This is a genomic window from Pseudomonas sp. PS01301, from assembly GCF_029960215.1.
In the GTDB taxonomy this organism is placed as follows: Bacteria; Pseudomonadota; Gammaproteobacteria; order Pseudomonadales; family Pseudomonadaceae; genus Aquipseudomonas; species Aquipseudomonas coleopterorum.
In genome coordinates, this window is the sequence record NZ_JASCPM010000028.1 from 38093 (window position 1) to 64160 (window position 26068).

The 26068-nt window shown below is 64.6% G+C and carries 25 protein-coding genes; 14 read left to right on the forward strand and 11 right to left on the reverse strand.

The annotated features are described in order from the left end of the window. Positions 1 to 38 precede the first annotated feature (38 nt). From QMX89_RS15315 to rlmM, 9 genes are all read right to left on the reverse strand, one after another. Complete coding sequence (locus tag QMX89_RS15315) at positions 39 to 950, reverse strand: hydroxymethylglutaryl-CoA lyase (protein WP_282348867.1); 912 nt, start codon at positions 948 to 950, stop codon at positions 39 to 41. Continuing rightward, positions 937 to 2871, reverse strand: coding sequence for an acetyl/propionyl/methylcrotonyl-CoA carboxylase subunit alpha (locus QMX89_RS15320; RefSeq protein WP_282348841.1), 1935 nt, complete (start codon positions 2869 to 2871; stop codon positions 937 to 939). The genes QMX89_RS15315 and QMX89_RS15320 overlap by 14 nt, the downstream gene beginning before the upstream one ends. Further along, entirely contained in the window at positions 2868 to 3668 is an 801-nt protein-coding gene (locus QMX89_RS15325; protein WP_282348842.1) for an enoyl-CoA hydratase-related protein, read from the reverse strand. The genes QMX89_RS15320 and QMX89_RS15325 overlap by 4 nt, the downstream gene beginning before the upstream one ends. A 33-nt stretch (positions 3669 to 3701) precedes the next feature. After that, positions 3702 to 5309: a carboxyl transferase domain-containing protein gene (locus QMX89_RS15330; protein ID WP_282348843.1), complete on the reverse strand. Its 1608-nt coding sequence runs from the start codon at positions 5307 to 5309 to the stop codon at positions 3702 to 3704. A 50-nt stretch (positions 5310 to 5359) separates the two neighbouring features. After that, the gene (locus QMX89_RS15335) at positions 5360 to 6538 is read right to left on the reverse strand and encodes an isovaleryl-CoA dehydrogenase (protein ID WP_282348868.1); all 1179 of its coding nucleotides are present in this window, start codon (positions 6536 to 6538) and stop codon (positions 5360 to 5362) included. Positions 6539 to 6618: 80 nt separating this feature from the next. Beyond that, positions 6619 to 6987 carry a MerR family DNA-binding transcriptional regulator gene (locus QMX89_RS15340; protein WP_056843100.1) on the reverse strand — a complete coding sequence of 123 codons (369 nt, stop codon included), beginning with the start codon at positions 6985 to 6987 and terminating at the stop codon, positions 6619 to 6621. Positions 6988 to 7131: 144 nt separating this feature from the next. Next, positions 7132 to 7737, reverse strand: a complete 606-nt coding sequence (miaE, locus tag QMX89_RS15345) for a tRNA isopentenyl-2-thiomethyl-A-37 hydroxylase MiaE (protein WP_282348846.1) — start codon at positions 7735 to 7737, stop codon at positions 7132 to 7134. Between the two features lie 87 nt (positions 7738 to 7824). Then, the gene (gene tusA, locus QMX89_RS15350; RefSeq protein WP_049859099.1) at positions 7825 to 8070 is read right to left on the reverse strand and encodes a sulfurtransferase TusA; all 246 of its coding nucleotides are present in this window, start codon (positions 8068 to 8070) and stop codon (positions 7825 to 7827) included. Between the two features lie 110 nt (positions 8071 to 8180). Next, the gene (gene rlmM / locus QMX89_RS15355; protein WP_282348847.1) at positions 8181 to 9245 is read right to left on the reverse strand and encodes a 23S rRNA (cytidine(2498)-2'-O)-methyltransferase RlmM; all 1065 of its coding nucleotides are present in this window, start codon (positions 9243 to 9245) and stop codon (positions 8181 to 8183) included. A 138-nt stretch (positions 9246 to 9383) separates the two neighbouring features. On the opposite strand from rlmM, the gene acnA reads away from it, so the two are divergent. From acnA to QMX89_RS15405, 10 genes are all read left to right on the forward strand, one after another. Continuing rightward, complete coding sequence (acnA, locus tag QMX89_RS15360; protein ID WP_282348848.1) at positions 9384 to 12134, forward strand: aconitate hydratase AcnA; 2751 nt, start codon at positions 9384 to 9386, stop codon at positions 12132 to 12134. Positions 12135 to 12435: 301 nt separating this feature from the next. Then, complete coding sequence (locus QMX89_RS15365) at positions 12436 to 13650, forward strand: PepSY domain-containing protein (protein WP_282348849.1); 1215 nt, start codon at positions 12436 to 12438, stop codon at positions 13648 to 13650. After that, on the forward strand, positions 13647 to 14189 hold the full coding sequence (locus QMX89_RS15370) for a thiamine pyrophosphate-binding protein (protein ID WP_282348851.1): 543 nt from the start codon (positions 13647 to 13649) through the stop codon (positions 14187 to 14189). Before QMX89_RS15365 ends, QMX89_RS15370 begins: the two co-directional genes overlap by 4 nt. Before the next feature lie 32 nt (positions 14190 to 14221). Next, positions 14222 to 14521 (forward strand): hypothetical protein, encoded by a 300-nt coding sequence (locus QMX89_RS15375; protein ID WP_192000009.1) that lies wholly within the window; start codon positions 14222 to 14224, stop codon positions 14519 to 14521. Next, positions 14518 to 15081: a DUF6162 family protein gene (locus QMX89_RS15380; RefSeq protein WP_122741823.1), complete on the forward strand. Its 564-nt coding sequence runs from the start codon at positions 14518 to 14520 to the stop codon at positions 15079 to 15081. Before QMX89_RS15375 ends, QMX89_RS15380 begins: the two co-directional genes overlap by 4 nt. 26 nt (positions 15082 to 15107) lie before the next feature. Then, a complete protein-coding gene (locus tag QMX89_RS15385; protein WP_049859092.1) occupies positions 15108 to 16037 on the forward strand; it encodes a metal ABC transporter substrate-binding protein in 930 nt (309 codons plus the stop codon). Further along, positions 16034 to 16783 carry a metal ABC transporter ATP-binding protein gene (locus QMX89_RS15390; RefSeq protein WP_282348852.1) on the forward strand — a complete coding sequence of 250 codons (750 nt, stop codon included), beginning with the start codon at positions 16034 to 16036 and terminating at the stop codon, positions 16781 to 16783. Before QMX89_RS15385 ends, QMX89_RS15390 begins: the two co-directional genes overlap by 4 nt. Then, on the forward strand, positions 16780 to 17682 hold the full coding sequence (locus tag QMX89_RS15395; RefSeq protein ID WP_282348870.1) for a metal ABC transporter permease: 903 nt from the start codon (positions 16780 to 16782) through the stop codon (positions 17680 to 17682). Before QMX89_RS15390 ends, QMX89_RS15395 begins: the two co-directional genes overlap by 4 nt. Continuing rightward, entirely contained in the window at positions 17683 to 18561 is an 879-nt protein-coding gene (locus tag QMX89_RS15400) for a zinc ABC transporter substrate-binding protein (protein WP_282348853.1), read from the forward strand. Positions 18562 to 18710: 149 nt separating this feature from the next. Further along, complete coding sequence (locus QMX89_RS15405) at positions 18711 to 20276, forward strand: PAS domain-containing methyl-accepting chemotaxis protein (RefSeq protein WP_090357289.1); 1566 nt, start codon at positions 18711 to 18713, stop codon at positions 20274 to 20276. Positions 20277 to 20333: 57 nt separating this feature from the next. On the opposite strand, the gene QMX89_RS15410 is transcribed toward QMX89_RS15405, so the two are convergent. Continuing rightward, entirely contained in the window at positions 20334 to 20990 is a 657-nt protein-coding gene (locus tag QMX89_RS15410) for an alpha/beta family hydrolase (protein ID WP_282348855.1), read from the reverse strand. A 164-nt stretch (positions 20991 to 21154) separates the two neighbouring features. Here QMX89_RS15410 and QMX89_RS15415 point away from each other — a divergent pair, with 164 nt between their 5' ends. The 4 genes from QMX89_RS15415 to QMX89_RS15430 all read left to right on the forward strand — a co-directional run bounded on the left by QMX89_RS15415 (position 21155) and on the right by QMX89_RS15430 (position 23631). Continuing rightward, on the forward strand, positions 21155 to 21364 hold the full coding sequence (locus QMX89_RS15415) for a DUF6434 domain-containing protein (RefSeq protein WP_043188013.1): 210 nt from the start codon (positions 21155 to 21157) through the stop codon (positions 21362 to 21364). 84 nt (positions 21365 to 21448) lie between these two features. Beyond that, positions 21449 to 22336, forward strand: coding sequence for a YghX family hydrolase (gene yghX / locus QMX89_RS15420; RefSeq protein ID WP_049859086.1), 888 nt, complete (start codon positions 21449 to 21451; stop codon positions 22334 to 22336). A gap of 37 nt (positions 22337 to 22373) precedes the next feature. Further along, positions 22374 to 23312 carry a class I SAM-dependent methyltransferase gene (locus QMX89_RS15425; protein ID WP_282348862.1) on the forward strand — a complete coding sequence of 313 codons (939 nt, stop codon included), beginning with the start codon at positions 22374 to 22376 and terminating at the stop codon, positions 23310 to 23312. A 175-nt stretch (positions 23313 to 23487) separates the two neighbouring features. Further along, the gene (locus QMX89_RS15430; protein WP_156463138.1) at positions 23488 to 23631 is read left to right on the forward strand and encodes a hypothetical protein; all 144 of its coding nucleotides are present in this window, start codon (positions 23488 to 23490) and stop codon (positions 23629 to 23631) included. Between the two features lie 60 nt (positions 23632 to 23691). Here QMX89_RS15430 and QMX89_RS15435 read toward each other — a convergent pair whose 3' ends face one another. Next, positions 23692 to 25752, reverse strand: a complete 2061-nt coding sequence (locus QMX89_RS15435) for a PAS domain-containing sensor histidine kinase (protein WP_282348863.1) — start codon at positions 25750 to 25752, stop codon at positions 23692 to 23694. Positions 25753 to 26068: the final 316 nt, after the last annotated feature.

Here is a 26068-nt window from a genome sequence, read left to right on the forward strand (position 1 = left end):
GGCCATCTGCGGATGGCCTTTTTTGTGGGCGCGATTTGCTAGCGCGCCCCGGTAGCGCCAATCCGGGCGCGTGCCACGCGCGACGCGCTCTGCCGACCCAGCGCGAGCATGATCGCCTGGCCGGCCTGGACGACTCGCTCCAGGTCCACACCGGTCGAAATGCCCAGCCCGTGCAGCAGATAGAGGACATCCTCGGTCGCCACATTGCCGCTGGCGCCGGGCGCATAGGGACAACCGCCCAGCCCTGCCACGGAACTGTCGAACACCTGGACGCCCTCTAGCAGGCAAGCGTAGATATTGGCCACCGCCTGGCCATAGGTGTCATGAAAGTGCCCGGCCAGTTGCCCTCGTGGCACCCGCTGCGCGACGGTGTCGATCAATCGTCTTGCCGCACCAGGCGTACCGATGCCCAGGGTGTCGCCCAACGACAGTTCGTAGCAGCCCATCTGCAGCATGGCATCGCCCACGTCGCGCACCCGCTCCGGCGCGATGTCGCCCTCGTACGGACAGCCCAGCACGCAGGACACATAGCCGCGCACCTTGATGCCGTGGGCGACGGCAGCGGCCAGCACCGGTTCGAAGCGTTGCAGGCTCTGCGCGATGGAACAGTTGATGTTGCGCTGGGAGAAGGACTCGGACGCGGCGGCGAACACTGCCACCTCGGACGCGCCAGCGGCGATGGCCGCTTCGAAGCCTTGCAGGTTCGGCGTCAGCGCAGCATAGGTCACACCCGGCGCGCGCGCGATGGCGGCGAAGACCGCCGCGCTGTCGGCCATCTGCGGCACCCAACGCGGCGATACGAAGCTGCCGACCTCTACATGCCTGAGGCCCGCCGCGACCAAGGCGTCGACCAGCGCCACCTTGTCCTCGGCACGCACTTGGCCCTGTTCGTTCTGCAAGCCGTCACGCGGGCCCACTTCGACGATCCGTACCTGCTCAGGCAGCATGATCGGCCTCCTGCATTTCGATCAGCACGGTGCCTTCACTGACCATCTGGCCTTCTTCGCAGCACAGCGTCTGGATCACGCCGGCCCGGTTGGCGCGCACGGTGTGCTCCATTTTCATGGCCTCCAGCACCACCAGACCATCGCCCTGCTCGACCACCTGACCTGGGCCGACCAGCAGGCGGACGATGCTGCCGTTCATGGGCGCCGCCAGCGAACCCTCCAACGCCGCGCCTGCGGTACCCGTAGACAGGGCGTCGACCTGGCTGACCTCGTAGGGGTCGCCTCGCCACTGCAGGTAAACGACGTCCCCACGCCGGCCGACCAGCCGTGGTTCATCCAGATCGGCGGGCGACGTTGCCAGGTTGACGGTGCACAATTGGGAGTGCGCGCCACAGCGCAGATCCAGCGTGGCTTGCGCAGGGGCCAGCAGGCGCCAGCCCGTCGGTGCGCTCCAGGGTGAATGCCGGTCCTGCTCGCACACACTCTTCGGGGTCGAGCGCAGGTACGCCCGCGCGGCGCTATCCCAGAAGGCCTGGGTCAACGTCGGGGGGGTGGGCAACAGCGCTGCGGTGTGCCGTTCGATGAAACCCGTGTCGACTTCGCCCTGAGCGAAGGTCGGCGTGGCAAGGATGCGTTGCAGCAGCGCCAGATTGCTCTTGATTCCGCCGACCGCGGTTTCGCCCAGCATGGCCAGCAGGCGCAATCGGGCCTCTTCGCGGGTTTCACCCCAGGCAATCAGTTTGGCGATCATCGGGTCATAGAACGGCGAAATGGTATCGCCTTCGCGCACCGCGCTGTCCACCCGCCGGCCAGGCCCGGCTGCCGGCTCGCGGTACAGCGCCAGTTGCCCGCTGGCAGGCAGGAAGCCGCCCGCAGGGTCCTCGGCGTACAGACGCACTTCGATGGCATGGCCGATCAAGGGCACCTGTTCCTGAGTCAGCGGCAAGGCTTCGCCGCGGGCGACACGTATCTGCCAGGCCACCAGGTCCAGCCCGGTGATGGCTTCGGTCACCGGATGCTCGACCTGCAAGCGGGTATTCATCTCCATGAAGTAGAAACGAGCGTCGCTATCGAGCAGGAATTCGACGGTGCCCGCGCCGACGTAGCCAATGGCCTGGGCGGCGCGCACGGCGGCTTCGCCCATGGCTCGGCGCAAGGACGCATCGAGCCCCGGCGCCGGTGCCTCCTCCAGCACTTTCTGATGCCGGCGCTGGATGGAGCAATCACGTTCATGCAAATAGAGACAGCTTCCGTGCTTATCGGCGAAGACCTGAATCTCGACGTGCCGCGGGGCCGCCAGGTATTTTTCCACCAGCATGTGCCCGTCGCCGAAGGCGGCCAGCGCCTCGCGTCGTGCGGAGTCCAGGGCAGGCCCCAGCTCGGCGGCCGATTCGGCCACCTTCATGCCTTTGCCGCCGCCGCCCGCCGCGGCCTTCAGCAGCACCGGGTAACCAATGCGCTGGGCGGCGTCGACAAACGTCTGCAGGTCCTGGGCACTGTCGTGATAGCCCGGCACCAGCGGCACCCCGGCCTGCTCCATCAAGGCCTTGGCCGCGGACTTGCTGCCCATGGCTTCGATGGCCTCGGCGGGCGGGCCGAGAAACAGGATGCCCTCGTGCGCCAGGCGCCGGGCGAAGGCGGCGTTTTCCGAGAGAAAACCGTAGCCGGGATGAACCGCATCCGCCCCACAGGCCAGCGCCGCAGCGACCACTTTGTCGATCTGCAGGTAACTGTCGGCAGGTTTGCTGCCACCCAGGGGGATGGCAAGATCGGCCTCGTGCACATGGCGAGCATCGGCGTCGGCTTCGCTGTAGATCGCTACGCTGCGGATGCCCATGGCTCTGGCGGTACGAATGATGCGACAGGCGATCTCGCCGCGATTGGCGATCAGCAGGGTTCCGAGGCTCTGGGTGGACGGTTTCATGGCAACACCTCGGCCCAGGCGGGCGCGCGTTTTTCGAAAAAGGCTTGCATGCCTTCCTGACCCTCGGCGCTGGTACGCAGGCGAGCAATCAGGGCTTGCGCGCAGGCTTGGCGTGGCGCCGTGGCCTGGCCATCACCGATCTCCAGCAGCAGCGCCTTGCAGGCACGCATGGCTTCGGGACCGTTGCCGAGCAGGCGGCGCGTCCAGTCCTGCACCGCCTGTTCCAGCTCGGCACGTGGATACACTTCATCGAGCAGCCCCAATTCCCTGGCCCGCAGGGCATCGAAACGCTCGGCGGTCAGGGCGTAGCGGCGCGCGGCGCGCGGCCCCATGGCCTGGACCACGTAGGGACTGATCACTGCCGGCGCCAGACCCAGGCGCACCTCGCTCAGGCTGAACAGCGCATCGTCGGCGGCGATGGCCATGTCGCAACAACTGACCAAGCCCATCGCCCCGGCGAATGCAGCCCCTTGCACCACCGCGATCGTCGGCAGTGGCAGGCGCTGCAGTTGCTCCATGAGCTGGCCCAAACGCGCGGCTTCAGCGAGGTTTTCCGCGTAGCTCAGGCGAGCGCTGGCCTGCATCCAGGCCAGATCGGCGCCCGCGCTGAAGTGGCGGCCGTGGCCGCGCAGGAACATGAAGCGCAATGCCGGCTGTTGGCTGATCCGATCGAAGGCTTCATGCAGCTCCTCCAGCATGAGCGCATTGAAAGCATTGTTCTTCTCCGGCCGATTGAGCCAGACGCTGGCGACCTGGTCGGCGCTGATGTGCAGCTGTACCGTGGAAAATTCGTGCATACCCTGTTCCCCGATTCCTGATGAGTGCATGGGCTACATGCGAAAGACGCCGAAGCGGGTTTCGGCCACCGGCGCGTTCAGCGCCGCCGAAAGCCCGAGTGCCAGCACCGTTCGGGTCTGCGCCGGATCGATCACCCCGTCATCCCACAGCCGCGCCGAGGAATAGAACGCGTGGGCCTGCTGCTCGTACTGCGCCACCAGGGGTTCAGCCAGTTGCCGCGCCTGTTCGTCGCTGAACGCCTGTCCCTGGCGCTGCGCCTGCTCCTGCTTGACCTGCACCAACACGCCAGCCGCTTGTTGAGCGCCCATCACGCCGATCTTCGCGTTCGGCCACATCCACAGGAAACGCGGATCATAGGCGCGCCCGCACATGCCGTAATTGCCCGCGCCGTAGCTGGCGCCGATGATCATGGTGAACTTGGGCACCTGCGCGCAGGCCACTGCTGTGACCAGCTTGGCGCCGTGCTTGGCAATGCCGCCGGCCTCGTATTTCTGGCCGACCATGAACCCGGTGATGTTCTGCAGGAACACCAGGGGAATGCCGCGCTGGCAGGCCAGCTCGATGAAATGCGCGCCCTTCTGCGCAGCTTCGGCGAACAGCACGCCATTGTTCGCCAGAATCGCCACGGGGTAGCCGTGGATGTGGGCGAAACCACAGACCAGGGTCGGCCCAAACAGCGCCTTGAACTCGTCGAAGGCCGAGTCGTCGACGATGCGCGCGATGATTTCGTAGATCGGCAAGGGCTGCTTCGGGTCGGTGGGCACCAGGCCGTAGAGCTCATCCGCCGCATGGCGTGGCGGCAAGGGTTCGACGCAGGCCAGCCACCCTTGCTTGCGCCAGTTCAGGCGGGCAACGCAGCGACGGGCGATGGCCAGCGCATGCTGATCGTTTTCCGCGTAGTGATCGGCGACCCCCGACTGCCGGCAGTGCAGGTCGGCGCCGCCCAGCGCCTGAGCGCTGACCACCTCCCCGGTGGCCGCCTTGACCAGGGGGGGACCTGCGAGAAAGATGGTTGCCTGATCGCGGACCATGATGGTTTCGTCGCTCATGGCCGGCACATAGGCGCCCCCGGCCGTGCACGAGCCCAGGACCACGGCGATCTGGGCGATGCCCTGGGCGCTGAGGGTGGCCTGATTGAAGAAGATCCGCCCGAAGTGCTCGCGGTCCGGGAACACTTCGTCCTGGCGCGGCAGGTTGGCGCCGCCGGAATCGACCAGGTACAGGCAGGGCAAGCGGTTGTGCTGGGCGATTTCCTGGGCGCGCAGATGCTTCTTCACGGTCAGCGGGTAATAGCTGCCGCCTTTGACCGTGGCATCGTTGGCGATGATCATGCATTCGACGCCGGACACCCGGCCGATGCCGGTGATCAGTCCGGCGGCCGCGACCTGTTCGCCGTACACCTCGTGAGCGGCCAGCAGCCCGACTTCAAGGAACGCCGAGCCGGGATCGAGCAGCACATCGATGCGCTGGCGTGGCAGGAGTTTGCCGCGGGCGACATGGCGCGCCTGGGCAGCTTCGCCACCGCCCTGATGGATCTGCGCTGCGCACCGCTGCAGCGTATCGAGTTGCTGCAGCATCGCCTCGCGGTTGGCGAAGAAGTCGGCTGAACGTGTGTTGACCTGACTGTGGAGAATGGCCATGGGCATTTCCTGTGCGGGTACGGCACCGATGGGAGGGGCAGCGAAAAACGTCAGCGCGTCTGCTCGAACAGTTCACGACCGATCAGCATGCGGCGTATCTCGCTGGTGCCTGCGCCGATCTCGTAGAGCTTGGCGTCGCGCCACAGGCGCCCGGCAGGAAACTCGTTGATGTAGCCGTTGCCGCCGAGGATCTGAATGGCCTCGCCGGCCAGCCAGGTGGCTTTTTCGGCGGCATACAGGATGACCCCGGCGCAGTCCTTGCGGACCTGACGGATCGGCGCTTGGCCCAGCCCATCCAGGTGCCGACCGACCGCATAGAGGTAGGCGCGGCACGCCTCTTGGGTAGTGTACATGTCGGCGAGCTTGCCCTGGATGAGCTGGAATTCGCCGATGCTCTGGCCGAACTGCTGCCGATCGTGAACATAGGGCAGCACGAGGTCCATGGCCGCTTGCATCAAGCCCAATGGCCCCGCGCTGAGCACGGCGCGCTCGTAGTCCAGACCACTCATGAGCACGCCCACCCCCTGCCCCGGCTGGCCGAGCACGTTCTCCACCGGCACCTCGACGTCCTGAAACACCAGTTCACCGGTGTGCGAACCGCGCATGCCCAGCTTGTCGAGCTTTTGCGCGACGCTGAAGCCCGGCGCGCCTTTCTCCACGATGAACGCGGTGATGCCCTTGGCGCCGGCCGCCATGTCGGTCTTGGCGTAGACCACCAGCACGTCGCAGTCCGGGCCGTTGGTGATCCACATCTTGGTGCCGTTGAGCACGTAGCGGTCGCCCCTGAGGTCGGCACGCAGGCGCATCGAAACCACATCGGAACCGGCGTTCGGCTCGCTCATGGCGAGGGCGCCGATGTGCTCCCCGCTGATCAACCTGGGCAGGAAACGCGCCTTCTGCTCGGCGCTGCCGTTGCGGTTGATCTGGTTGACGCACAGATTGGAATGGGCCGCGTAGGACAGGCCGATGCCGCCCGAGCCGCGGGAGATTTCCTCCATGGCAACCATGTGCGCCAGATAGCCCATGCCCGTCCCGCCCCACTCTTCAGGCACGGTCAAGCCCAGCAAGCCCATGTCGCCGAACTTGCGCCACAGGTCGGCTGGAAACTGGTCGCTGCGATCGGCTTCAGCGGCGCGCGGGGTGATCTCGCGCGCCACGAAGGCCGCCACCGAATCGCGCAGCATGTCGATGTCTTCGCCAAGGAAGAAATCCAGTCCCGGTACTGAAATCATGTTCATCACTCGCTTTTTTTGTATTTATCAAGGAGATCAAGAAGGTCGAGAAGATCGCAGGGAATGCCTAGCAGCGATCAGGTCTGCAAGGCCACGCGGCACCGCTCCTCGGCGGTGTCGAGTTCCACCTGCATCTGTTCGATGTCGAGCATCTGCTGCTGCAGTTGCGCCCTGCGCTCGGCGATTTTCTCCAGGAACCGGTCGAGCTGCTTGCGGTTGCCCGAGGGGTCGTACATGTCGATGAGCTCCTTGCATTCGGCCAGGGAGAACCCGATGCGCTTGCCCCGCAGGATCAACTTCATGGCCACCAGATCGCGCGCCGAGTAGACCCGTTCCTGCCCCCGACGCGTGGGCGCCACCATGCCTTGCTCCTCGTAGAAGCGCAGCGTTCTGGGCGTGACGTCCAGCAGTTGGGATATTTCGGAGATGCTGTAGAGAGTGCTCACGTGGATCTGTTCCAGATGCTTTACGTTAACGTAAACGTCAAGATGCAGTGTGTCAACACGCGGACTGGCATGACGCGCAGATCATGTGTGTATTGAAGGAGGGATAGTCAGAAGCGGCGCAACGAATGCGCCGCACAGGCGCGGTCAGGCGAAGGCAGGAACGCCGCTGTGGAAACGAAATTCCGGATCGGGACTTTCGATCAATTCGGCTTCGGCCACACGGACCTTGTCGGCGGTGCGGGCAATGTCGGCGGCATCGCCGTATTGATGGGCCAGTTTCAGATAGCCCTGGTAGTGCCGCGCCTCGCTCATCAGCAGGCCGTTGTAGAAGGTGCCCAGTTCTTCGTCCAGATGCGGAACCAGCGCCGCGAAGCGCTCGCAGCTGCGCGCCTCGATGAAGGCGCCGACCACCAGGGTGTCGACCAGCTTGACCGGCTCGTGATTGCGCACCTGCTTGCGCAGCGCAGAAGCATAGCGGCCTGCCGACAGCGGTTGCAGCTCGATCTTGCGGCGTTTCATCAGGCGCAGAACCTGCTCGTGATGGACCAGCTCTTCGCGCGCCAGGCGCGACATCATGTTGATGAGATCGACGTGGGTGCAGTACTTGGCGATCAGGCTCAGGGCCGTGGACGCTGCCTTGAATTCGCAGTTCTTGTGGTCGATCAGCAAGGTGTGCTGGTCGGCCAGCGCGGCCTGGACCCAGGCATCGGGCGTGGGGCAGCCGAGAAAGGCGTGAATTTCAGACAACATGGCCAGGCACCTGGAAAAAAGGGGGCGATTATACCCAGCTCGCCTGCAACTGGGTATGTGTGCCGCACACGGGCCGGGCTGGGACGATCAGTCGCTTTTCTTGCGGATCCAATAGAGGTAGGTACCGCCCTCCTCCTCTTGCTGCACCAGCTCGTGGCCCAGGAAGACGCAGAACTTGGGAATGTCGCGGCGAGTCGAGGGGTCGGTGGCGATGACTTTGAGCAGGCCACCGGCAGGCAGGTCGCGCACGTGCTGGTGCAGCATCATCACCGGCTCCGGACAGCTCAGGCCAGTCGCATCCAGGGTGTGGTCGGCAGACAGGGTTTGGGTCATGAAAAACTCCAGATCAAGCGGGCATTCAGGCAGACGGTCGAGACGGACAGTGTAGCGGCGCAGCACAGGCCCGACGCACAGTGCGACCCCTCGCCGCGGCGCATCGGGGGTCAGCGTCGGACGCTGTCGAGTCGGCGCAGGTGGCAGGTGACTTCCTCGCGATCATGGTACAGCTGCTTGCAGCCGATCTGGACCTTGATGCCACGGGCCTTGAAGCCATCCTCGATACGGTCGAGCAACCGGCGCACTTCGGCATAGCGCTGCTTCATCGGCAACTTCAGATTGACCACCGCTTCGCGGCAGAGGTTCTCGCCCAACCAGGTTTCCAGCAGGGCAGCGTTGCGCGCGGGCTTCTCGACGATGTCGCAGACCATCCAGTCCACGGTCTGCCTTGGCTTGTAGGTGAAGCCATCGGCCATCAGATGAGTGACTAGGCCGGTGTCCATCAGGCTCTGCGCCATTGGCCCGTTGTCGATGGCGGTGACCAGCATGCCGCGGCGGACCAGTTGATAGGTCCAGCCACCCGGCGCGGCGCCCAGGTCCACGCCGGTCATGTCGCCGTGCAGGCGCTCGTCCCACTGCTCGCGGGGAATGAAGTGGTGCCACGCCTCCTCCAGCTTCAGGGTCGAGCGGCTGGGCGCTTCGCGGGGGAATTTCAACCGCGGGATGCCCATCGGCCACATGGCGAAGTTGCCCGCCTCGGCCACCCCGAGAAAGACTTCGCGGCCGCTCTTGAAGGTGAGCAGCAGGCGCGGCAGGTGGGGATCATCCACCAGACGGCCAGCACCGAGCAGGGCCTTGCGCAGCGGGGCCTCGAACTTCTTGCAGAAGTTCGACAGCTCCTTGCCATCGTTGGTGTCGAGCACTTCCAGCCACAGGCTCCCGCAGACTGGATAGGACGACAGCTGTTCGAGCAGCACGCTGATGCGATCGGTCTCGGGCAGCTGCACGAAGTCGCCACGCGCCCACTGCCGGGGAAATATCAAGTCACTAAACCGCAACTCGCTCATCAGCCGTGCCGGACCGGCCGGTTCGTGGCAGATGAGTTCGGCGCAGGCGGTCTGCGGCTTGGCCTTGGCATAGCCGGCAACCCCCAGCCGTGCGGCGTGTTCAGCGATCTCCGAGCAGACCTCGCCTTCGAAGCCGGGGCGGCAATGCATAAACAACGTATTCATAAAGAGACTTTCACTGCCTGGGGCCGAAATCGGCGCATGATAAAGGAAATCGGAACCCCCGGCATGTACCGGAAGTCCCTCACTGAAAGAACCTGATTATTCAGCCCGTGCCGTGCGGGCCCGAAAAGGAGCTGACAGATGCCTTCCCTCGATAGCCTGAAAACCCTCAACACCCTGGACGTTGCCGGCACGTCCTATCACTACTTCAGCCTGCCCGAAGCCGCCAAGAGCCTGGGCGATCTGCAACGACTGCCGATGTCGCTCAAGGTGCTGCTGGAAAACCTGCTGCGCTGGGAAGACGGCAAGACCGTCACCGGTGATGACCTGCGCGCCCTCGCCGACTGGCTGCATGAGCGCCGCTCCGACCGCGAGATCCAGTACCGCCCGGCGCGCGTACTGATGCAGGACTTCACCGGGGTGCCGGCCGTGGTCGACCTGGCTGCCATGCGCGCCGCAGTGGCCAAGGCCGGTGGCGATCCACAGCGGATCAATCCGCTGTCGCCGGTGGATCTGGTGATCGACCACTCGGTGATGGTCGACCGTTATGCCAGCGAACAGGCGTTCGAAGAAAACGTCGACATCGAAATGCAGCGCAACGGTGAGCGCTATGCGTTCCTGCGCTGGGGCCAGAGCGCGTTCGACAACTTCAGCGTGGTGCCACCGGGTACCGGCATCTGCCACCAGGTCAACCTGGAGTACCTGGGCCGTACGGTCTGGACCAAGGATGAGGACGGCCGCACCTACGCTTTCCCCGACACCCTGGTGGGGACCGACTCGCACACCACCATGATCAACGGCCTGGGCGTGCTGGGCTGGGGCGTCGGCGGCATCGAAGCCGAAGCGGCCATGCTCGGCCAGCCGGTGTCGATGCTGATCCCCGAAGTGATCGGCTTCAAACTCACTGGCAAGCTCAAGGAAGGCATCACCGCCACCGACCTGGTGCTGACCGTGACGCAGATGCTGCGCAAGAAAGGCGTGGTCGGCAAGTTCGTCGAATTCTACGGTGACGGCCTGGCCGATCTGCCTCTGGCCGACCGCGCGACCATTGCCAACATGGCGCCAGAGTACGGTGCGACCTGCGGCTTCTTCCCGGTGGACGACGTGACCCTGAGCTATCTGCGCCTGTCTGGTCGGCCGGATGCGACGGTGCAGTTGGTCGAGGCCTACTGCAAGGCCCAGGGCATGTGGCGCCTGCCCGGCCAGGAGCCGGTATTCAGCGATACCCTGGCGCTGGACATGGGCGAGGTCGAGGCCAGCCTGGCGGGCCCCAAGCGTCCCCAGGACCGCGTGGCACTGCCCAAGGTCAGCGCAGCGTTCAACGATTTCATCGGTCTGCAGCTCAAACCGACCAGCAAGGAAGAAGGCCGCCTGGAAAGCGAAGGTGGCGGTGGCGTGGCCGTGGGCAATGCCGACCAGACCGAAGGCACGCCCTACACCTGGCGTGGCCAGACGCACAATCTGCAACACGGGGCGGTGGTCATCGCCGCCATTACCTCGTGCACCAACACCTCCAATCCCAGCGTGATGATGGCTGCCGGGCTGGTGGCCAAGAAAGCGGTCGAAAAAGGCCTGACCACCAAACCCTGGGTCAAGACGTCGCTGGCTCCGGGCTCCAAGGTGGTGACCGACTACTACAAGGCAGCCGGCCTGACCCAATACCTGGACACCTTGGGCTTCGACTTGGTGGGTTACGGCTGCACCACCTGCATCGGCAACTCGGGGCCGCTGGACGAGCCCATCGAGCAGGCGATCCAGAGCGCCGATCTGACCGTCGCTTCGGTGCTCTCGGGCAACCGCAACTTCGAGGGCCGGGTGCATCCGCTGGTGAAGACCAACTGGCTGGCTTCGCCGCCACTGGTGGTGGCCTATGCCCTGGCCGGCAGTGTGCGCACCGACATCAGCAGCGAACCGCTGGGCACCGGCATCGATGGTCAGCCGGTCTACCTGCGCGACATCTGGCCGACTCAGCAGGAGATCGCCGACGCCGTGGCCAAGGTCGATACGGCCATGTTCCACAAGGAGTACGCCGAAGTCTTCGCTGGTGATGCACAGTGGCAGGCCATCGAGGTGTCACAAGAGCCCACCTATGTATGGCAGGCGGATTCGACCTACATCCAGCACCCGCCTTTCTTCGAGGACATTGCCGGTCCGGCCCCGGTCATCGCCGACGTGAAGGACGCCCGCACTCTGGCATTGCTGGGGGATTCGGTGACCACTGACCACATCTCCCCCGCCGGCAACATCAAGGCCGACAGTCCCGCTGGACGTTACCTGCGCGAAAAGGGCGTGGAACCGCGAGACTTCAACTCCTATGGCTCGCGCCGTGGCAACCATGAAGTGATGATGCGCGGCACGTTCGCCAACATCCGCATCCGCAACGAAATGCTCGGGGGAGAAGAAGGCGGCAATACCCTGTTCATTCCGACGGGCGAAAAACTGCCGATCTACGATGCAGCCATGCGCTACCAGGCAGCGGGAACACCGCTGGTGGTCGTTGCCGGTCAGGAGTACGGGACCGGTTCCAGCCGCGACTGGGCGGCCAAGGGGACCAACCTGCTCGGCGTCAAGGCCGTGGTGGCCGAGAGCTTCGAGCGCATCCACCGCTCCAACCTGGTCGGCATGGGTGTGCTGCCGCTGCAATTCACCAACGGCCAGAGCCGCAAGAGCCTGGGGCTGACCGGGCAGGAGACGCTGGATATCGTTGGTTTGACGGGTGCGCATCTGCAGCCCCACATGCGTCTGGACCTGCTCATCCGTCGCGAAGGTGGCCAGGAAGAAACCGTGGAGCTGCTGTGCCGGATCGACACACTCAATGAGGTGGAGTATTTCCGCTCCGGTGGGATCCTGCATTATGTGCTGCGTCAGTTGATTGGTAATCCGGTGGTGTGATTAAGCCACGGGTTGGTTATGTACGTGGCGAATCTGCGACACCGCATGTGACGCTGACGCGGCTTGCGCCGCTGCTACAGGGATCTCAAGTTTCTGTAGCAGCGGCGCAAGCCGCGTCCGGGGGCCTCAACCTGATTGAAACATTCGGTTTCAAATAAACGCGCCTCATATTCATTTGGTTCTTGTTCTCATTCTTGTTTATCCAGTGCAATAGCGGCCTTCCAAATCGGTGGCCACCTGTTCGCAGGAACCGCAGCCTGCCCGCGCGGCTGTCGGTGTCGTGAATCGAGAACGTTTTCCCATGTCCAAGAAATCCCGCTCGAAAATCTGGTTTCTGGTGCACAGCTGGTTGGCCCTGCCGATCTGGTTCTTCGTGCTGATCGTTTGTGTCACCGGCACGCTGGCGGTGGTCAGCACCGAAATCATGTGGCTGATCAACCCGGAAATGCGCGCCAACAAGCCGTCCGATGACGCCCAGCCCTTGAACTACGACCAGTTGATGAGCGCCATCCAGCGCGATCACCCCGAACTGCGCGTCAGTAACCTCACCCATCCGGACGGCGACTACTTCGCGGTCAACGCCAGCGTGACCTACCCGGACGGCCGTTCACCCACGGTCTACGTGAACCCCTACACCGGCGCGCTGCAAGGCGTCAGTCCGGCATTCGATTTCCCGGCCTTCACCCGCGCCCTGCATGGCTGGTGGCTGGTGCCCTTCACCAACGGTTTCTCCTGGGGCTGGTACCTGGTGTCGTTCCTCGGGCTGCCGTTGCTGGTGTCGCTGATCACCGGGCTGGTGGTCTACAAGAAGTTCTGGAAGGGCTTCCTCAAGCCCACCCTGCGCCTGAACCAGGGCGCCCGGGTGTTCTGGGGCGATTTCCACCGCCTCAGTGGCATCTGGTCGATCTGGTTCATCGCCGTGATCGCGATCACCGGCGTGTGGTTCCTGATTCGCGCCATCCTCTACGACAACCAGATCAGCATCTCCAGCTATTCACCGGTGACTTCGGTGATCGCGCGGGCCGACGTACCGCTGGTGGCCAATGGCACCCCGGCACCGATGATTCCGGTCGAACAGGCGATTGCCGTGGTCAAGCAGCAGGTGCCCGACCTGGATGCCAGCTACGTGTCCCTGCCGCTCAATGCCTACAGCCCGATGGAAGTCGGCGGTCGCAGCTGGTACCCGCTGATGTTCCAAACCGCCACCATCAACCCCTACACGGGGCAGTTGATCAGCTCGCACCTGCTGGGCGACCGCAACCCGCTGGAATTCGTCACCGAATCCATGCGCCCGCTGCACACCGGTGACTTCGGGGGCCTGTGGATCAAACTCATCTGGGCCTTCTTCGGCCTGCTGCTGAGCATGATGGTGCTCAGCGGCCTGATGATCTGGAGCAAGCGCACGGCCCTGGCGACCGCACAGGCGTTCAAGCGCAGCAATCGCCAGGAAGCCGCGCAGATGCCCGTCGGCGACCTGCGTCCAATGGCCCATACCACCGCGGAGCGCAGCCTGTGAGCCGAGTCGTCACTGCCCCTTCGCCCTCGCCGCTGTCGCGTTTCTGGCGCAAGTGGCGCTTCCACATCAACGTGTTGCTGGTGCTGATTCCACTCGGCTTCATGCCGCACTACTTCGCCGAAAACGCTATGGATCGCGGTGACAGCGGCCTGGGCGAACGCACCGTCGGCGACATCGCCGTCGGGCCCTGGAGCCTGACCCTGGCCGAGCGCCGCATCGAAGGCCCGACTGCCGAAAGCGGTCAGGACATCAAGTACTTCACCGCTGCCCTGTGCAAGTCCTGCATCGATCAGGTCAAGGCTACCTACCTGCGCATCGGCAAGCCGCGCAGCCTGAGGGCTGCGGGCGTGATCTTCTTCGGCAGCGGCTACCGCATGTTCGCCGGCCTGCCGGTGCCGAGCAAAACCGAGACCGATGCGCAGCTGTGGATCACCATGGAAGGCTGGGACGGCTCCATGCATCAGACCTCCATTCCCTTGAGCCAGGCGTCGCCCGCAACGGTGGCCTGGCTGAAGAACCGCCAAGGAATCCAACCATGATCCGCGTTTCATTCACCCGCTGGCCCGCCCTCATGCTCGGGCTGCTCGCCGCCGCCTGCAGCGGTGTTGCCCTGGCCCACAACCCCATGTGCGAATGCAAGCAGATCGACGATCAGCAGATTCGCTGCACAGGGGGGTTCTCCGATGGCAGCGGCGCGCCGGGGGTGACCCTGGACGTGGTCGGCTATGACGAAAGCATTCTGGTGCCCGGCAAGCTGGGCAGCGATTCGACGGTGACCTTCAAGCGTCCCGATGCCGAATTCTATGTGCTGTTCGATGCCGGTCCCGGCCATGTCGTGGAAATCGACCAAGCCGACATCCAAGCACCATGAGTACGCCGGTCACCCAGATCGTCCGCCCTGCCGGGGCGGGTCATGAAACCCTCTACGTCGGCCTGCTCTGCCTGTTCATCCTGCTGGCCGCAGCCGGCGTGGTGGCCTGGCACGGTGTCAGCCACGAGCCCGTGGCGGTGCCGGCCCATCAGCTCGACGCACGGCGCGACCTGACGCCTGCCGAACAGGGCATCTACGCCGACTTGCGGGTGACCCTGGACGAGGTGCGCCTGCTCGCCGAGGAACAGCCCGAACCGGTGACGCCTGCGCAGTTGGCCAGCGAAGGCTTCGCACCCTTCGCCCAGGACGCCAGCTCGGTCAGCCGGGGTAGTCATGCGTGGGAAATGGTTCAGAGCTCCTATGTGGGCCTGAGCCAGGCACCCGAGGTGGCCGGTTCGTTCCTGCTACGAGTGAACGGGCCCGACGCGGATGTCTGGATCAATCGCGCTTCTTCGGCCAGCACACCTTCGCAGATGGATGACAAGACGCTCGCCGCCGCCGGCTGGCAACAGGTGATCGCCCAGTTCGACACCGGTGTCACCCGCCAGCACCGCCATTGAATACGCCCTCTTCCCCAGGATTTTTCATGCCCCGATCTATCGCCCGCCGTCCGTTGCTGCGACTCCTGTCCGTCGCAGTCCTGGGCACCCTGCTCAACAGCACCGCCTGGGCCGCCGACGGCAAACCGCTGCGCATCGGCATCACCCTGCACCCCTACTACAGTTATGTGGCGAACATCGTCGGCGACAAGGCCGAGGTGGTGCCGTTGATCCCGGCCGGGTTCAACCCCCATGCATACGAGCCTCGAGCCGAGGACATCAAGCGCATCGGCAGCCTGGACGTGGTCGTGCTCAATGGCGTCGGCCATGACGACTTCGCCGACCGCATGATCGAAGCCAGCGAAAAGCCCGACATCGCCGTGATCGAGGCCAATGCCGACGTGCCGCTGCTGGCCGCCACCGGGACCATGGCCCGCGGCGCCGGCAAGGTGGTCAACCCGCACACCTTTCTGTCCATCAGCGCGTCCATTGCTCAGGTCAACAACATTGCCCGCGAACTGGGCAAGCTCGATCCGGACAACGCCAGGTTCTATACCGCCAATGCACGTGCCTACGGCAAGCGCCTGCGCACGCTGCGTGCCGATGCCCTGGCCAAGCTGACTCAGGCACCCAACGCCGAGCTGCGGGTCGCCACGGTGCACGCGGCCTATGACTACCTGTTGCGCGAGTTCGGTCTGGAAGTCACTGCCGTGGTCGAGCCGGCCCATGGCATCGAACCCAGCCCCAGCCAGTTGAAGAAGACCATCGACCAGTTGCGGGCACTGGACGTCAAGGTGATCTTCTCGGAGATGGATTTCCCCTCGACCTACGTCGAAACCATCCAGCGCGAATCGGGCGTCAAGATGTACCCGCTCTCGCACATTTCCTATGGCCAATACAGCGCCGACAAGTACGAGAAGGAAATGGGCGGCAACCTCGACACCGTGGTACGGGCGATTCAGGAGGCCGGCGCATGACCGCGGCCGAACCCTTCGCTCTGGCTCACTGCGGACCAGCCATCGATTTCGATCAGGTCGGCCTGGTGCTGGGCCGTACGCAGATTCTCGACGATGTCAGCTTCCGCGTGGCCAGCGGCAGCGTACATGCGCTGGTCGGGCCCAACGGCGGTGGCAAGAGCTCGCTGATCAAGACCCTGCTGGGGCAGATGCCCCACCGCGGGCAACTGAGTCTGCAATGGCCGGGCAGTCCCGGTGTGATCGGCTACGTGCCGCAGGCGCTGGAATTCGACCGTGGCCTGCCGATGACGGTCGACGACTTCATGGCCGCCATGTGCCAGCGTCGGCCGGCGTTTCTCGGCCTCTCCCGGCACTATGCCGGCGCCATTGGCGAAGCGCTCGAACGCGTGGGCATGCAGGACAAGCGCAAACGTCGCATGGGCGCGCTGTCGGGCGGTGAACGCCAACGCGTGCTGCTGGCGCAAGGCCTGATCCCGGCGCCGCAGTTGCTGATTCTCGACGAACCCATGTCTGCCCTCGACGAGGCTGGTATCCAGGTGTTCGAGCGGTTGCTGCTGGACTGGCAGCAGGCCGGCATCACGGTGATGTGGATCGAGCACGACCTGGAAGCGGTCAAGCGCCTGGCCGACCGGGTCACCGGGCTCAACCGCCGCGTGCTGTTCGACGCCACACCGGCCGAGGCACTCACGCCGGGCCGACTGTTGACGCTGTTCTCCACCCATCCCCGCGCCGGAGGCCTCGCCTGATGGACTACGAACAGTTTCGTCTGGCCATCCAGGGCCTGGCCTCGGACGGTTACCTGCCCGCTGCGCTGGCCTACGGGTTCGTGGTCAACGCCTTGATCGCCGGCCTGCTGATCGGTCCGGCCCTGGGCGGCCTGGGCACCCTGGTGGTGGTCAAGCGCTTCGCGTTCTTCTCCGAAGCGGTAGGCCATGCCGCACTGACGGGCGTGGCCATCGGCATCCTGCTCGGCGAACCCTACACCGGCCCTTACGGCAGCCTGTTCGGCTACTGCCTGTTGTTCGGCATCGTGCTCAACTACCTGCGCAACCGCACCGGCCTGGCGCCGGATACCCTGATCGGCGTATTCCTCTCGGTATCCCTGGCCCTGGGAGCCAGCCTGCTGCTGACCCTGGCCGGCAAGATCAACGTGCACATTCTCGAGAACGTGCTGTTCGGTTCGGTGCTGACGGTGAACGGCAACGACCTGCTGGTACTGGCCGTGGTCGGCGCGCTGGTGCTGAGCCTGAGCCTGCCGCTGTACAACCGCATCATGCTGGCCAGCTTCAACCCGCAACTGGCCGCCGTACGCGGCGTGGCGGTAAAAGCGCTGGATTACCTGTTCGTGATTCTGGTGACGCTGATCACCGTGGCGGCGGTCAAGGTCATCGGCGCGATCCTGGTCGGTGCGCTGCTGGTGATACCGGCAGCGGCGGCGCGGCTCTTGAGCCAGTCGCTGAAGGGGTTCTTCTGGATCTCGGTGATCATCGCCACGCTGAGCACGCTGTGCGGGATCCTGCTGCCGATCCTCTTCGATCTGCCGGTACCCTCCGGCGCCGCCATCATTCTGGTCGCAGGCGTGGCCTTCGCCCTCGCCGCCATCGCCCGCGGCACCTTGCCCAGCCTCAGAGGGAACATCGGATAAATGCCTATTCTGCGCAAACTGACAGCGGCCCTGACCCTGTGTGCGGTGCTCGCCCCCGCCGCCTTCGCCGCCGAGCCGGTGAAAGTCCTCGCCAGCCTGCCGATCACCTACGGCCTGGGCCAGCTGCTGCTCAAGGACAGCGGCGTGCAGCTGCAGCGTGCAGCCGCGGCCAACCTGCCCGGCTCCCGGCAGAATGCCTATTTCACCGGCCGCGGTGCAGAAGCCCTGGCCGGCCTGGCCAGTTCCGCCGATGCGGTGATCGGATTGCGCTCGCTGTGGCCCGACGATTCGCTGTACCCGCTGGCACGCCGCAGTAACATTCGCATCGTCGAGATCGACGCGGCGCGCCCGGTGGACGGGGTACTGCCCGGTATCGCCGTCCAGCCCGGCGTCAGTGGCCTGAACAGCCAGCCCTGGTTGTCGAGCAACAACATGGGGCGCATGGCCGATGTCATGGCCGCCGATCTGGTGCGTCTGGCACCCGCCGCCAAGCCGCGGATCGATGCCAATCTGGCCGCGCTCAAGCAGCAATTGCTCAAGCTCAGCGCCGACAGCGAAGCCCGCCTGGCCAAGGTCGACAATGTCAGCGTGATCAGCCTCAGCGACCGCTTCGCCTACCTGACCGCCGGCCTCAACCTGGACACTGTCGCCACCCAGGCGCTCACCGACGAGCAATGGGATGCCGCGCAACTGGAGAACCTGAGCACGACGCTCAAGGACAACGACGTCGCTCTGGTCATCGACCATCGGCAACCCCCCGAAGCGGTCAAGGCGGCCATCACCGCCGCAGGTAGCAAACTGCTGGTATTGGCCGAGGAAAGCGATGACCCGATCGCCGACCTGCAGGCGCACATGAACGCCGTCGTCCAGGCCCTCTGACCCCTTCCTGGCCCAAGGCGATGCGCACGCTTCGCCCTTGGCCTGACAGCGCACGCCCCCCCCCGCCCCCGCTCCTGCCGAAATTCGATTCAACCTTTTTCCGACTTGGCCGAGAACCTGTCAAAGCCCCACGGAATGAATGGACACTCATGCGTAACAATCAGCCTATCACTCAGCGCGAACGGACTTTCCCTGCTCAACAGCGCCTGATTTCTACGACCGACACTCAAGGAATGATTACCTACTGCAACGATGCGTTCGTGGAGATCAGCGGGTTCACCCGGGACCAGCTGATTCGCGCGCCGCACAACACCGTGCGCCATCCGGACGTCCCGCCGGCGGTGTTCGAGCACATGTGGGCGACCCTGCGCCAGGGTCTGCCGTGGATGGGTATCGTCAAGAACCGTTGCGAGAACGGCGACTACTACTGGGTCAATGCCTACGTCACCCCGGTGCTGGAAAACAAGCAGGTGGTGGGGTACGAATCGGTTCGGGTCAAGCCGACCGCCGAGCAGATACGCCGGGCCCAGGCGCTCTATGAACGGTTGAACAAAGGCAAATCCGCAGTACCCGGCCGCGATCGCTGGATGCCGGTGGTACAGGATTGGCTGCCGTTCATTCTGGTCAGCCAGATCAGCTTCATGATCGGCGCCTGGCTCAATACGTCGTGGGGCTTCGCCCTGGCGGCAGGCCTGTCGATTCCATTGGGCCTGATCGGCCTGAGCTGGCAGCAGCGCGGCATCAAGCGCCTGCTCAAGCTGGCGGATCAGACCACGTCCGACCCGCTCATCGCGCAGATGTACACTGACAGCCGCGGCGCCCAGGCGCGTCTGGAAATGGCCATCCTCAGTCAGGAAGCGCGCCTCAAGACTTGCCTGACCCGTCTGCAGGACACCGCCGAACACCTGACCGGTCAGGCCCGGCAGTCGGATGCCCTGGCTCACCAGAGCTCCCAAGGCCTGGACCGTCAGCGCCTGGAAACCGAACAGGTCGCCGCGGCGGTGAACCAGATGGCAGCCACCACCCAAGAGGTCGCCAGCCATGTACAGCGCACCGCCGATGCCACTCAGGAAGCCAATCGCCTGACCAGTCGCGGCCGCGACATCGCTGGTGAAACCCGCGAGGCGATCCAGCGATTGTCGGTGGTGGTGGGCGAAACCGGGCAGACCGTGACGCAGCTGGCCAAGGACAGCGACGAGATCGGCGGCGTGGTGGATGTGATCAAGGGCATCGCCGACCAGACCAACCTGTTGGCGCTCAACGCGGCCATCGAAGCGGCGCGCGCAGGCGAGATGGGTCGCGGCTTTGCCGTGGTCGCCGATGAAGTCCGCCAGCTGGCACAACGCACCAGCGAATCGACCGGACAGATCCACGGGCTGATTGCCAAGCTGCAGCAGACCGCCAACAACGCCGTGCAGACCATGGATGCCGGTCACCGCCAGGCCGAAGATGGCGTGGCCCGGGTGCTTGAGGCTGACCGTGCGTTGATCGGCATCAGCGAGGCGGTGGCCAACATCACCGACATGACCACCCAGATCGCCGCAGCCACCGAAGAGCAAAGCGCGGTGGCCGAGGAGATCAGCCGCAACATCACCACCATCTCGCACCTGGCCGATGAAACCAGCGAGCAGGCGCAGAACTCGGCCTTGCTCAGCGAAGAGCTGACCAAGACCGCCAACAGCCAGTACTCGCTGGTGGAGCGCTTCAACCGCTGATCGGCCTCTGGATGCGCGGCGCCGCCTTCACGGCAGCCCGCGCGTCCAGCCTGCAGATCAGGACAGAAAAGCCACGATCCGGTCGGCAGCGGTCTGCAGATGCTGGTCGTGGCTGAACCCCGAGGCCTTCAACGGCTTCAGATCGTGGTCGGCCGCGCTCAGCCAGTACATTTCGATCTCTTCCGACAGTTCATAGCCCGCCACCGTCTCGCAGTTGCCCAGTGCATCGCGCTCGCCCTGAATGATCAGGGTCGGCGTGCGCAGCTTGGCCAGGTGCTCGACGCGCGGTTTCTCCGGTTTGCCCGCCGGGTAGAACGGATATCCCAGGCACACCAGCGCATCGGCGTCCAATTCGTCGGCCAGCAGGCTGGCCATGCGTCCGCCCATGGACTTGCCACCCACCGCCAGGGTTCCGGTCACCAGGGGACGCACCAGGGCGTAGGCCTGCCGCCAGCTCTCCAGCAGGCTTGCCTGCGGGCTGGGCGGACGTTTGCTGCCGCCACTGCGGCGCTGGGCCATGTAGGGAAACTCGAAGCGCACCACGCTGACACCGGTGGCCGCCAGACGCTCGGCCATGGCGTTCATGAACGGGCTGTCCATGGGCGCTCCGGCACCGTGCGCCAGGATCAGGCAAGGCGCCTGGGCGCCGGTCTGGGCGGGATTCCACAGCCAGCCGTTGTCTTGCATGCGTTGGGTCCACTGGTCTTCGCTCATGATCTTTCCATCGACGTTTGGCACTATTGGCGATTTACGGACTCTGAGGCAAAACGCGGCGCAGGAACAGTGCCCGATGCAGGATGGCGCTACACTAGGCCGTCGTGTGCAGTGCCATCATCCAGGCACGCCTTCCCAACCTTTTTCGCCAAGGATAGCGATTCATGAACTTCGACTGGCACAGCGCGCCCATCACTCGTTACACCCCGTTGGACCGAGGCTATCGCAACACGCAGAACGTGCGGCGCTTCCTCACCGAGGCCTGCGGCCCCAGCTTTCATTTCGACCGCGCCTTCATGGCCTGGCTCAAGAGTGGCGAGGCCAAGACCATGGGCCAGGTCGCAGATCACTGGAAGCTGATGCATCGGCGCTGACGCATGAAGCGGTGGCCGGGTGGCAAAACGCTGCTTTAATGAGTGCAACCCTTACCGTCCACTGTCCTGCGACAGGAGTACCCGATGGATCGCCTCAGTGCCAAAGACTTCTCCCCCGAGCTGCTCGAGCTGTACGACTTCTACGCTCACGGCAAGATCAACCGCCGCGAGTTTCTCGACCGCGCCGCGTTGTTCACTTTCGGTGGGCTGACCGCGGGCGCATTGCTGGCCAGCCTGAGCCCTAATTACGCGCTGGCCCAGCAGGTGGAATTCACCGACCCGCAGATCATTGCCGAGTACGTCACCTACCCGTCGCCGAACGGTCACGGCCAGGTGCGTGGCTATCTGGTGCGGCCGGCCCAGGCGACCGGCAAGGTCCCCGGCGTGGTGGTGGTGCACGAAAACCGTGGCCTGAACCCCTATATCGAAGACGTCGCGCGACGGGTCGCCAAGGCTGGCTACATGGCGCTGGCGCCCGACGGGCTGAGCTCGGTCGGCGGCTACCCCGGCAACGACGACAAGGGCCGAGCCTTGCAGGAGAAAGTCGACCCGACCAAGTTGATGAACGACTTCTTCGCCGCAATTCCATGGCTGATGCAGCATGAGGGCAGCACCGGCAAGGTCGGCATGACCGGCTTCTGCTATGGCGGTGGCGTCTCCAATGCCGCGGCGGTGGCCTATCCGGAGCTGGCCTGCGCGGTGCCCTTCTATGGTCGCCAGGCCGATGCCAAGGATGTGCCGAAGATCAAGGCACCCCTGCTCCTGCATTTCGCCGAGCTGGACACACGCATCAACGAGGGCTGGCCGGCCTACGAAGCGGCGCTCAAGGCCGCCGGCAAGACCTACGAGGCATACATCTACCCCGGCGCCAACCATGGCTTTCACAACGATTCCACCCCTCGCTACGACAAGGCCGCAGCCGACCTGGCTTGGGAGCGTACTCTGGGCTGGTTCGAAAAGTACCTGAGCTGACGTAGAATGCCGGCCCTTTGCAGCCGTGATTTGAACCATGAACGCCGACGCCCTCGCCACCTTGCACCAACACCTGCTTCAGGCCCTCACGCAGCCACCGCTGGAAACCCGCCGGCTGTTTCACGGCCGCGGACGGCGCTGGCCAGGGCTTGAGCAACTGACGGTCGATTGGCTGCAGGGCATCGTGCTGGTGTCGCTGTTCAAGGAGCCGCCGCCCGAGCAACTGACCGCCTTGCAACATCTACTGGTTCAACTGGGCGACTCGCCGGAGTGGGCCAGCAGCGGCGCGCGCAGCCTTGCCCTGCAACACCGCTACCTACCCTGCAGCGACGTGCAATGGCTGGTCGGCGAGGCGCAAGAGCAGGCGATCCTGACCGAAAACGGTCTGCACTACCGTATCGACCTGGGGCGCAAGCAGAACAACGGGCTGTTCCTGGACATGCGCTACGGCCGCGACTGGGTACGGGAGAACGCCCAGGGCCGACGGGTGCTCAACCTGTTCGCCTACACCTGTGGGTTCTCCGTGGCCGCGATCGCCGGTGGCGCCGCCCATGTGGTGAACCTGGACATGTCGCGCGCCGCCCTGAGCCGGGGACGTGAGAACCATCACCTCAATGGTCACGACCTGGGCAAGGTCAGTTTCCTGGGGCACGATCTGTTCAAGTCCTGGGCGCGAGTCTGCAGGGACGGCCCATACGACATGGTCATCATCGACCCGCCGTCGTTCCAGAAAGGCAGCTTTCTGCTGACCAAGGATTACCAGCGGGTGCTGCGTCGTCTGCCGGAACTGCTCAGCGAATCGGGTGTGGTACTGGCCTGCATGAACGATCCGGCGCTGGGCCCGGAGTTTCTCGTCGAGGAATTGCGTCGCGAGGCGCCGGGCCTGCGTCTGGAGCGACGTCTGGACAATCCGCCGGAGTTTGCCGACATCGATCCGGCCAGTGGCCTCAAGGCATTGGTGTTCGTGCAAGGTTGAATGGGTGCGGCGAAGGGAGGATCAGAAGGGGCCTAACATACCGTACGGCGACTGACCATCTTAAATATTGAACGCTTTTGCGTGCCTGGCGAACCAAGTAAAAGAGAGCCACCGGGAGGTGAGAGTCCCGGCGGCTCGGGTGACACATCGAATGAAACCTTGAGAGGTATCCGCCATGTCAGCGCAGGAATATAACACCATCCGCCACACCCCTGTCAGTGCATTGGGCTCGATCCCGGCCAGTCAGTTGATTGCTTTTGTCGAAGCCTGCCGTCCGCTGGTGCGCGACGCGATCCTGAATGCCAGATTGACCCGATGAGCCTGCTGGTAGTGTGCAGCCCCGCCATGGCGGGGCTTTTTAATGTCCGCAGAACCGGTTTCAAGGCTGACGCTGGGTGATCAGGGTGCGCACCCGCTCGCTCAACGCTTCCAGCGCAAACGGCTTGGTCAGCACCTCGGTGCACGGTTGCAGATGGCATTGGTCCAGGGTCAGGTTCTGCGCATAGCCGGTGATGTACAGCACAGGCAGTCCAGGTCGAGTCACCCGCCCCAGTTCTGCCATCTGCCGGCCATTCAGGCCGCCCGGCAGGCCCACGTCCGTCACGAGCAGATCGATGCGCACCGTCGACTGCAGCAGGTCGCGCCCCTGAGCGCTGTCTGCGGCCTGCAGGACCACATAGCCCAGACTTTCCAGCAACTCGGCCACAGCGTCGCGCACCGATGCCTCGTCGTCGACCACCAGCACCGTCTCGCCGGCCCCCCCCGTTTCGATGGGCGCATGACCCGTATCGACGGGGGCGACATCCATGCCGGCACAATGCCTGGGCAGGTACAGGCTGACCGTAGTGCCGTGGCCTGGCTGCGACTGGATCTTCACCAGTCCGCCGGATTGCCGGGCGAATCCGTAGATCATGGACAAGCCAAGGCCGGTGCCCTCGCCGACCGGTTTGGTGGTGAAGAACGGCTCGAACACCTTGGCCATCACCTCGTCGGTCATCCCCGAGCCGTTGTCGGTGACGTGTAGCACCAGGTACTCCCCCGCCTGCACCTCGTGGTTGTATTCGTCACTGTAGGGCAACCACTGGTTCGCGGTTTCGATGGTGATGCGGCCACCCGCAGGCATGGCGTCGCGAGCGTTGATGCACAGGTTGAGCAAGGCGTTTTCCAACTGCGTCGGATCGATCAGGGCGGTCCATAACGCGGGGGTATCGCGCACACTCAACTCGATGGCCGGTCCGACAGAACGCCGCACCAATTCTTCCAGGCCACGAATCAGCGCGTTGACGTCGGTCGGCACCGGCGCCAGGGTCTGGCGACGGGAGAACGCCAGCAGGCGATGGGTCAGCGACGCGGCGCGCTTGACCGCGCCCTGGGCCACGTTCAGGTAGCGTTCCAGATCATCCATACGCCCCTGCTTGAGGCGCATGTGCATCAACTCCAGGCTTCCGGACAGGCCCGCCAACAGGTTGTTGAAGTCGTGGGCGATGCCGCCGGTCAGTTGGCCCACAGCCTCCATCTTCTGCGCCTGATGCAGCGCCGCCTCGGCCTTTTCCCGTTCGGCGATGGCGATGCGCACGCGCTCTTCGAGGGTCTGGTTCAGCTCCATGACGGCAGCCTCGGCTTTCTTGCGTGCCGTCACGTCGATGGACGAGCCGATCAAGCCGATGACCTCGCCGTCCTCGTCCACCAGGGGCGTCTTGAGCGACAGCCAGGTCGCCGCCGTGCCGTCGGGAAGGCGGACTTCTTCTTCCACTTCCTGGGTGTGGCGGCCTTCCATGATGCGCCGGTCGGTCTCCATGATCACCCTGGCCTGGACCTTGTCTTCCAGAAACTCCAGGTCGGTGCGGCCGATGTACTGCTCGGGCGGTTTGCCGATGAGTTCGCTGGTGCCGCGGTTGGCCACCAGCATCCGCCCCTGGCGATCCTTGGCGTAGACCACACCCGGCACGGCGGCGGTGAAGGTGCGCAGCAGGTGGGTCATGCGATCGCGTTCGGCCTCGGCGGCGCGGCGCTTCTGAATGTCCAGCAGGACACCGGGAAAGCGCTGCGGTCGGCCGGCTGCGTCGAATTCCACATGGCCGTTGGCTTCGATCCAGCGATAGCTGCCATCGCTTTGCAGCACTCGATACTCGCAGCGGTAATGACCGCCGTTGCCGAGCGTCTCGAACACGGCCGCTTCGACCCGGGGTCGATCCTGCGGGTGAACGCCGGCCATGGCCTCTTCCAGCGGCAGGCCTTGTGCGCAGACCTTGGCGGACAGGCCGAAGGTACGAGCGAAGCGGTCGTCGGCACTGAAGTGGTCGGCTGCGACATCCCACACCCAGGTGCCCACGATCGCCCCGGTGTCGAGGGCCAGCTGCAAGCGCTCGGCCGTATCGGGAGCATTCGGCTCGTCAGGCGCGCAGGGATCGCGAGGGTGTTCGGGAGGCTGGGTCGGCATATCGGCTCACAGCGGAACGCAGGGTGCGCTGATGGTGACCTTGACGTAGGGGTAATACAAGCCTGAGCAACGCAAAATCCCCGTAGCAGCGGCGCGAGCCGCGTCTGGATGCACCGCGGGGTATCAGACAGATCACCTTGTCCGCCGACGCGGCTTGCACCGCTGCTACAGGCCCCTCACACCACACAACCCCTGTAGATACTCTGTTACCGGTCAAGCTTTCGCGAGATGTTTTTCGCTGAAAAGCTTGGCCGTATCGAAGTCTGTACCGGTTCGGATGCAGGCCCAAAGTCCGGTCAGGTATTTACGCATGACT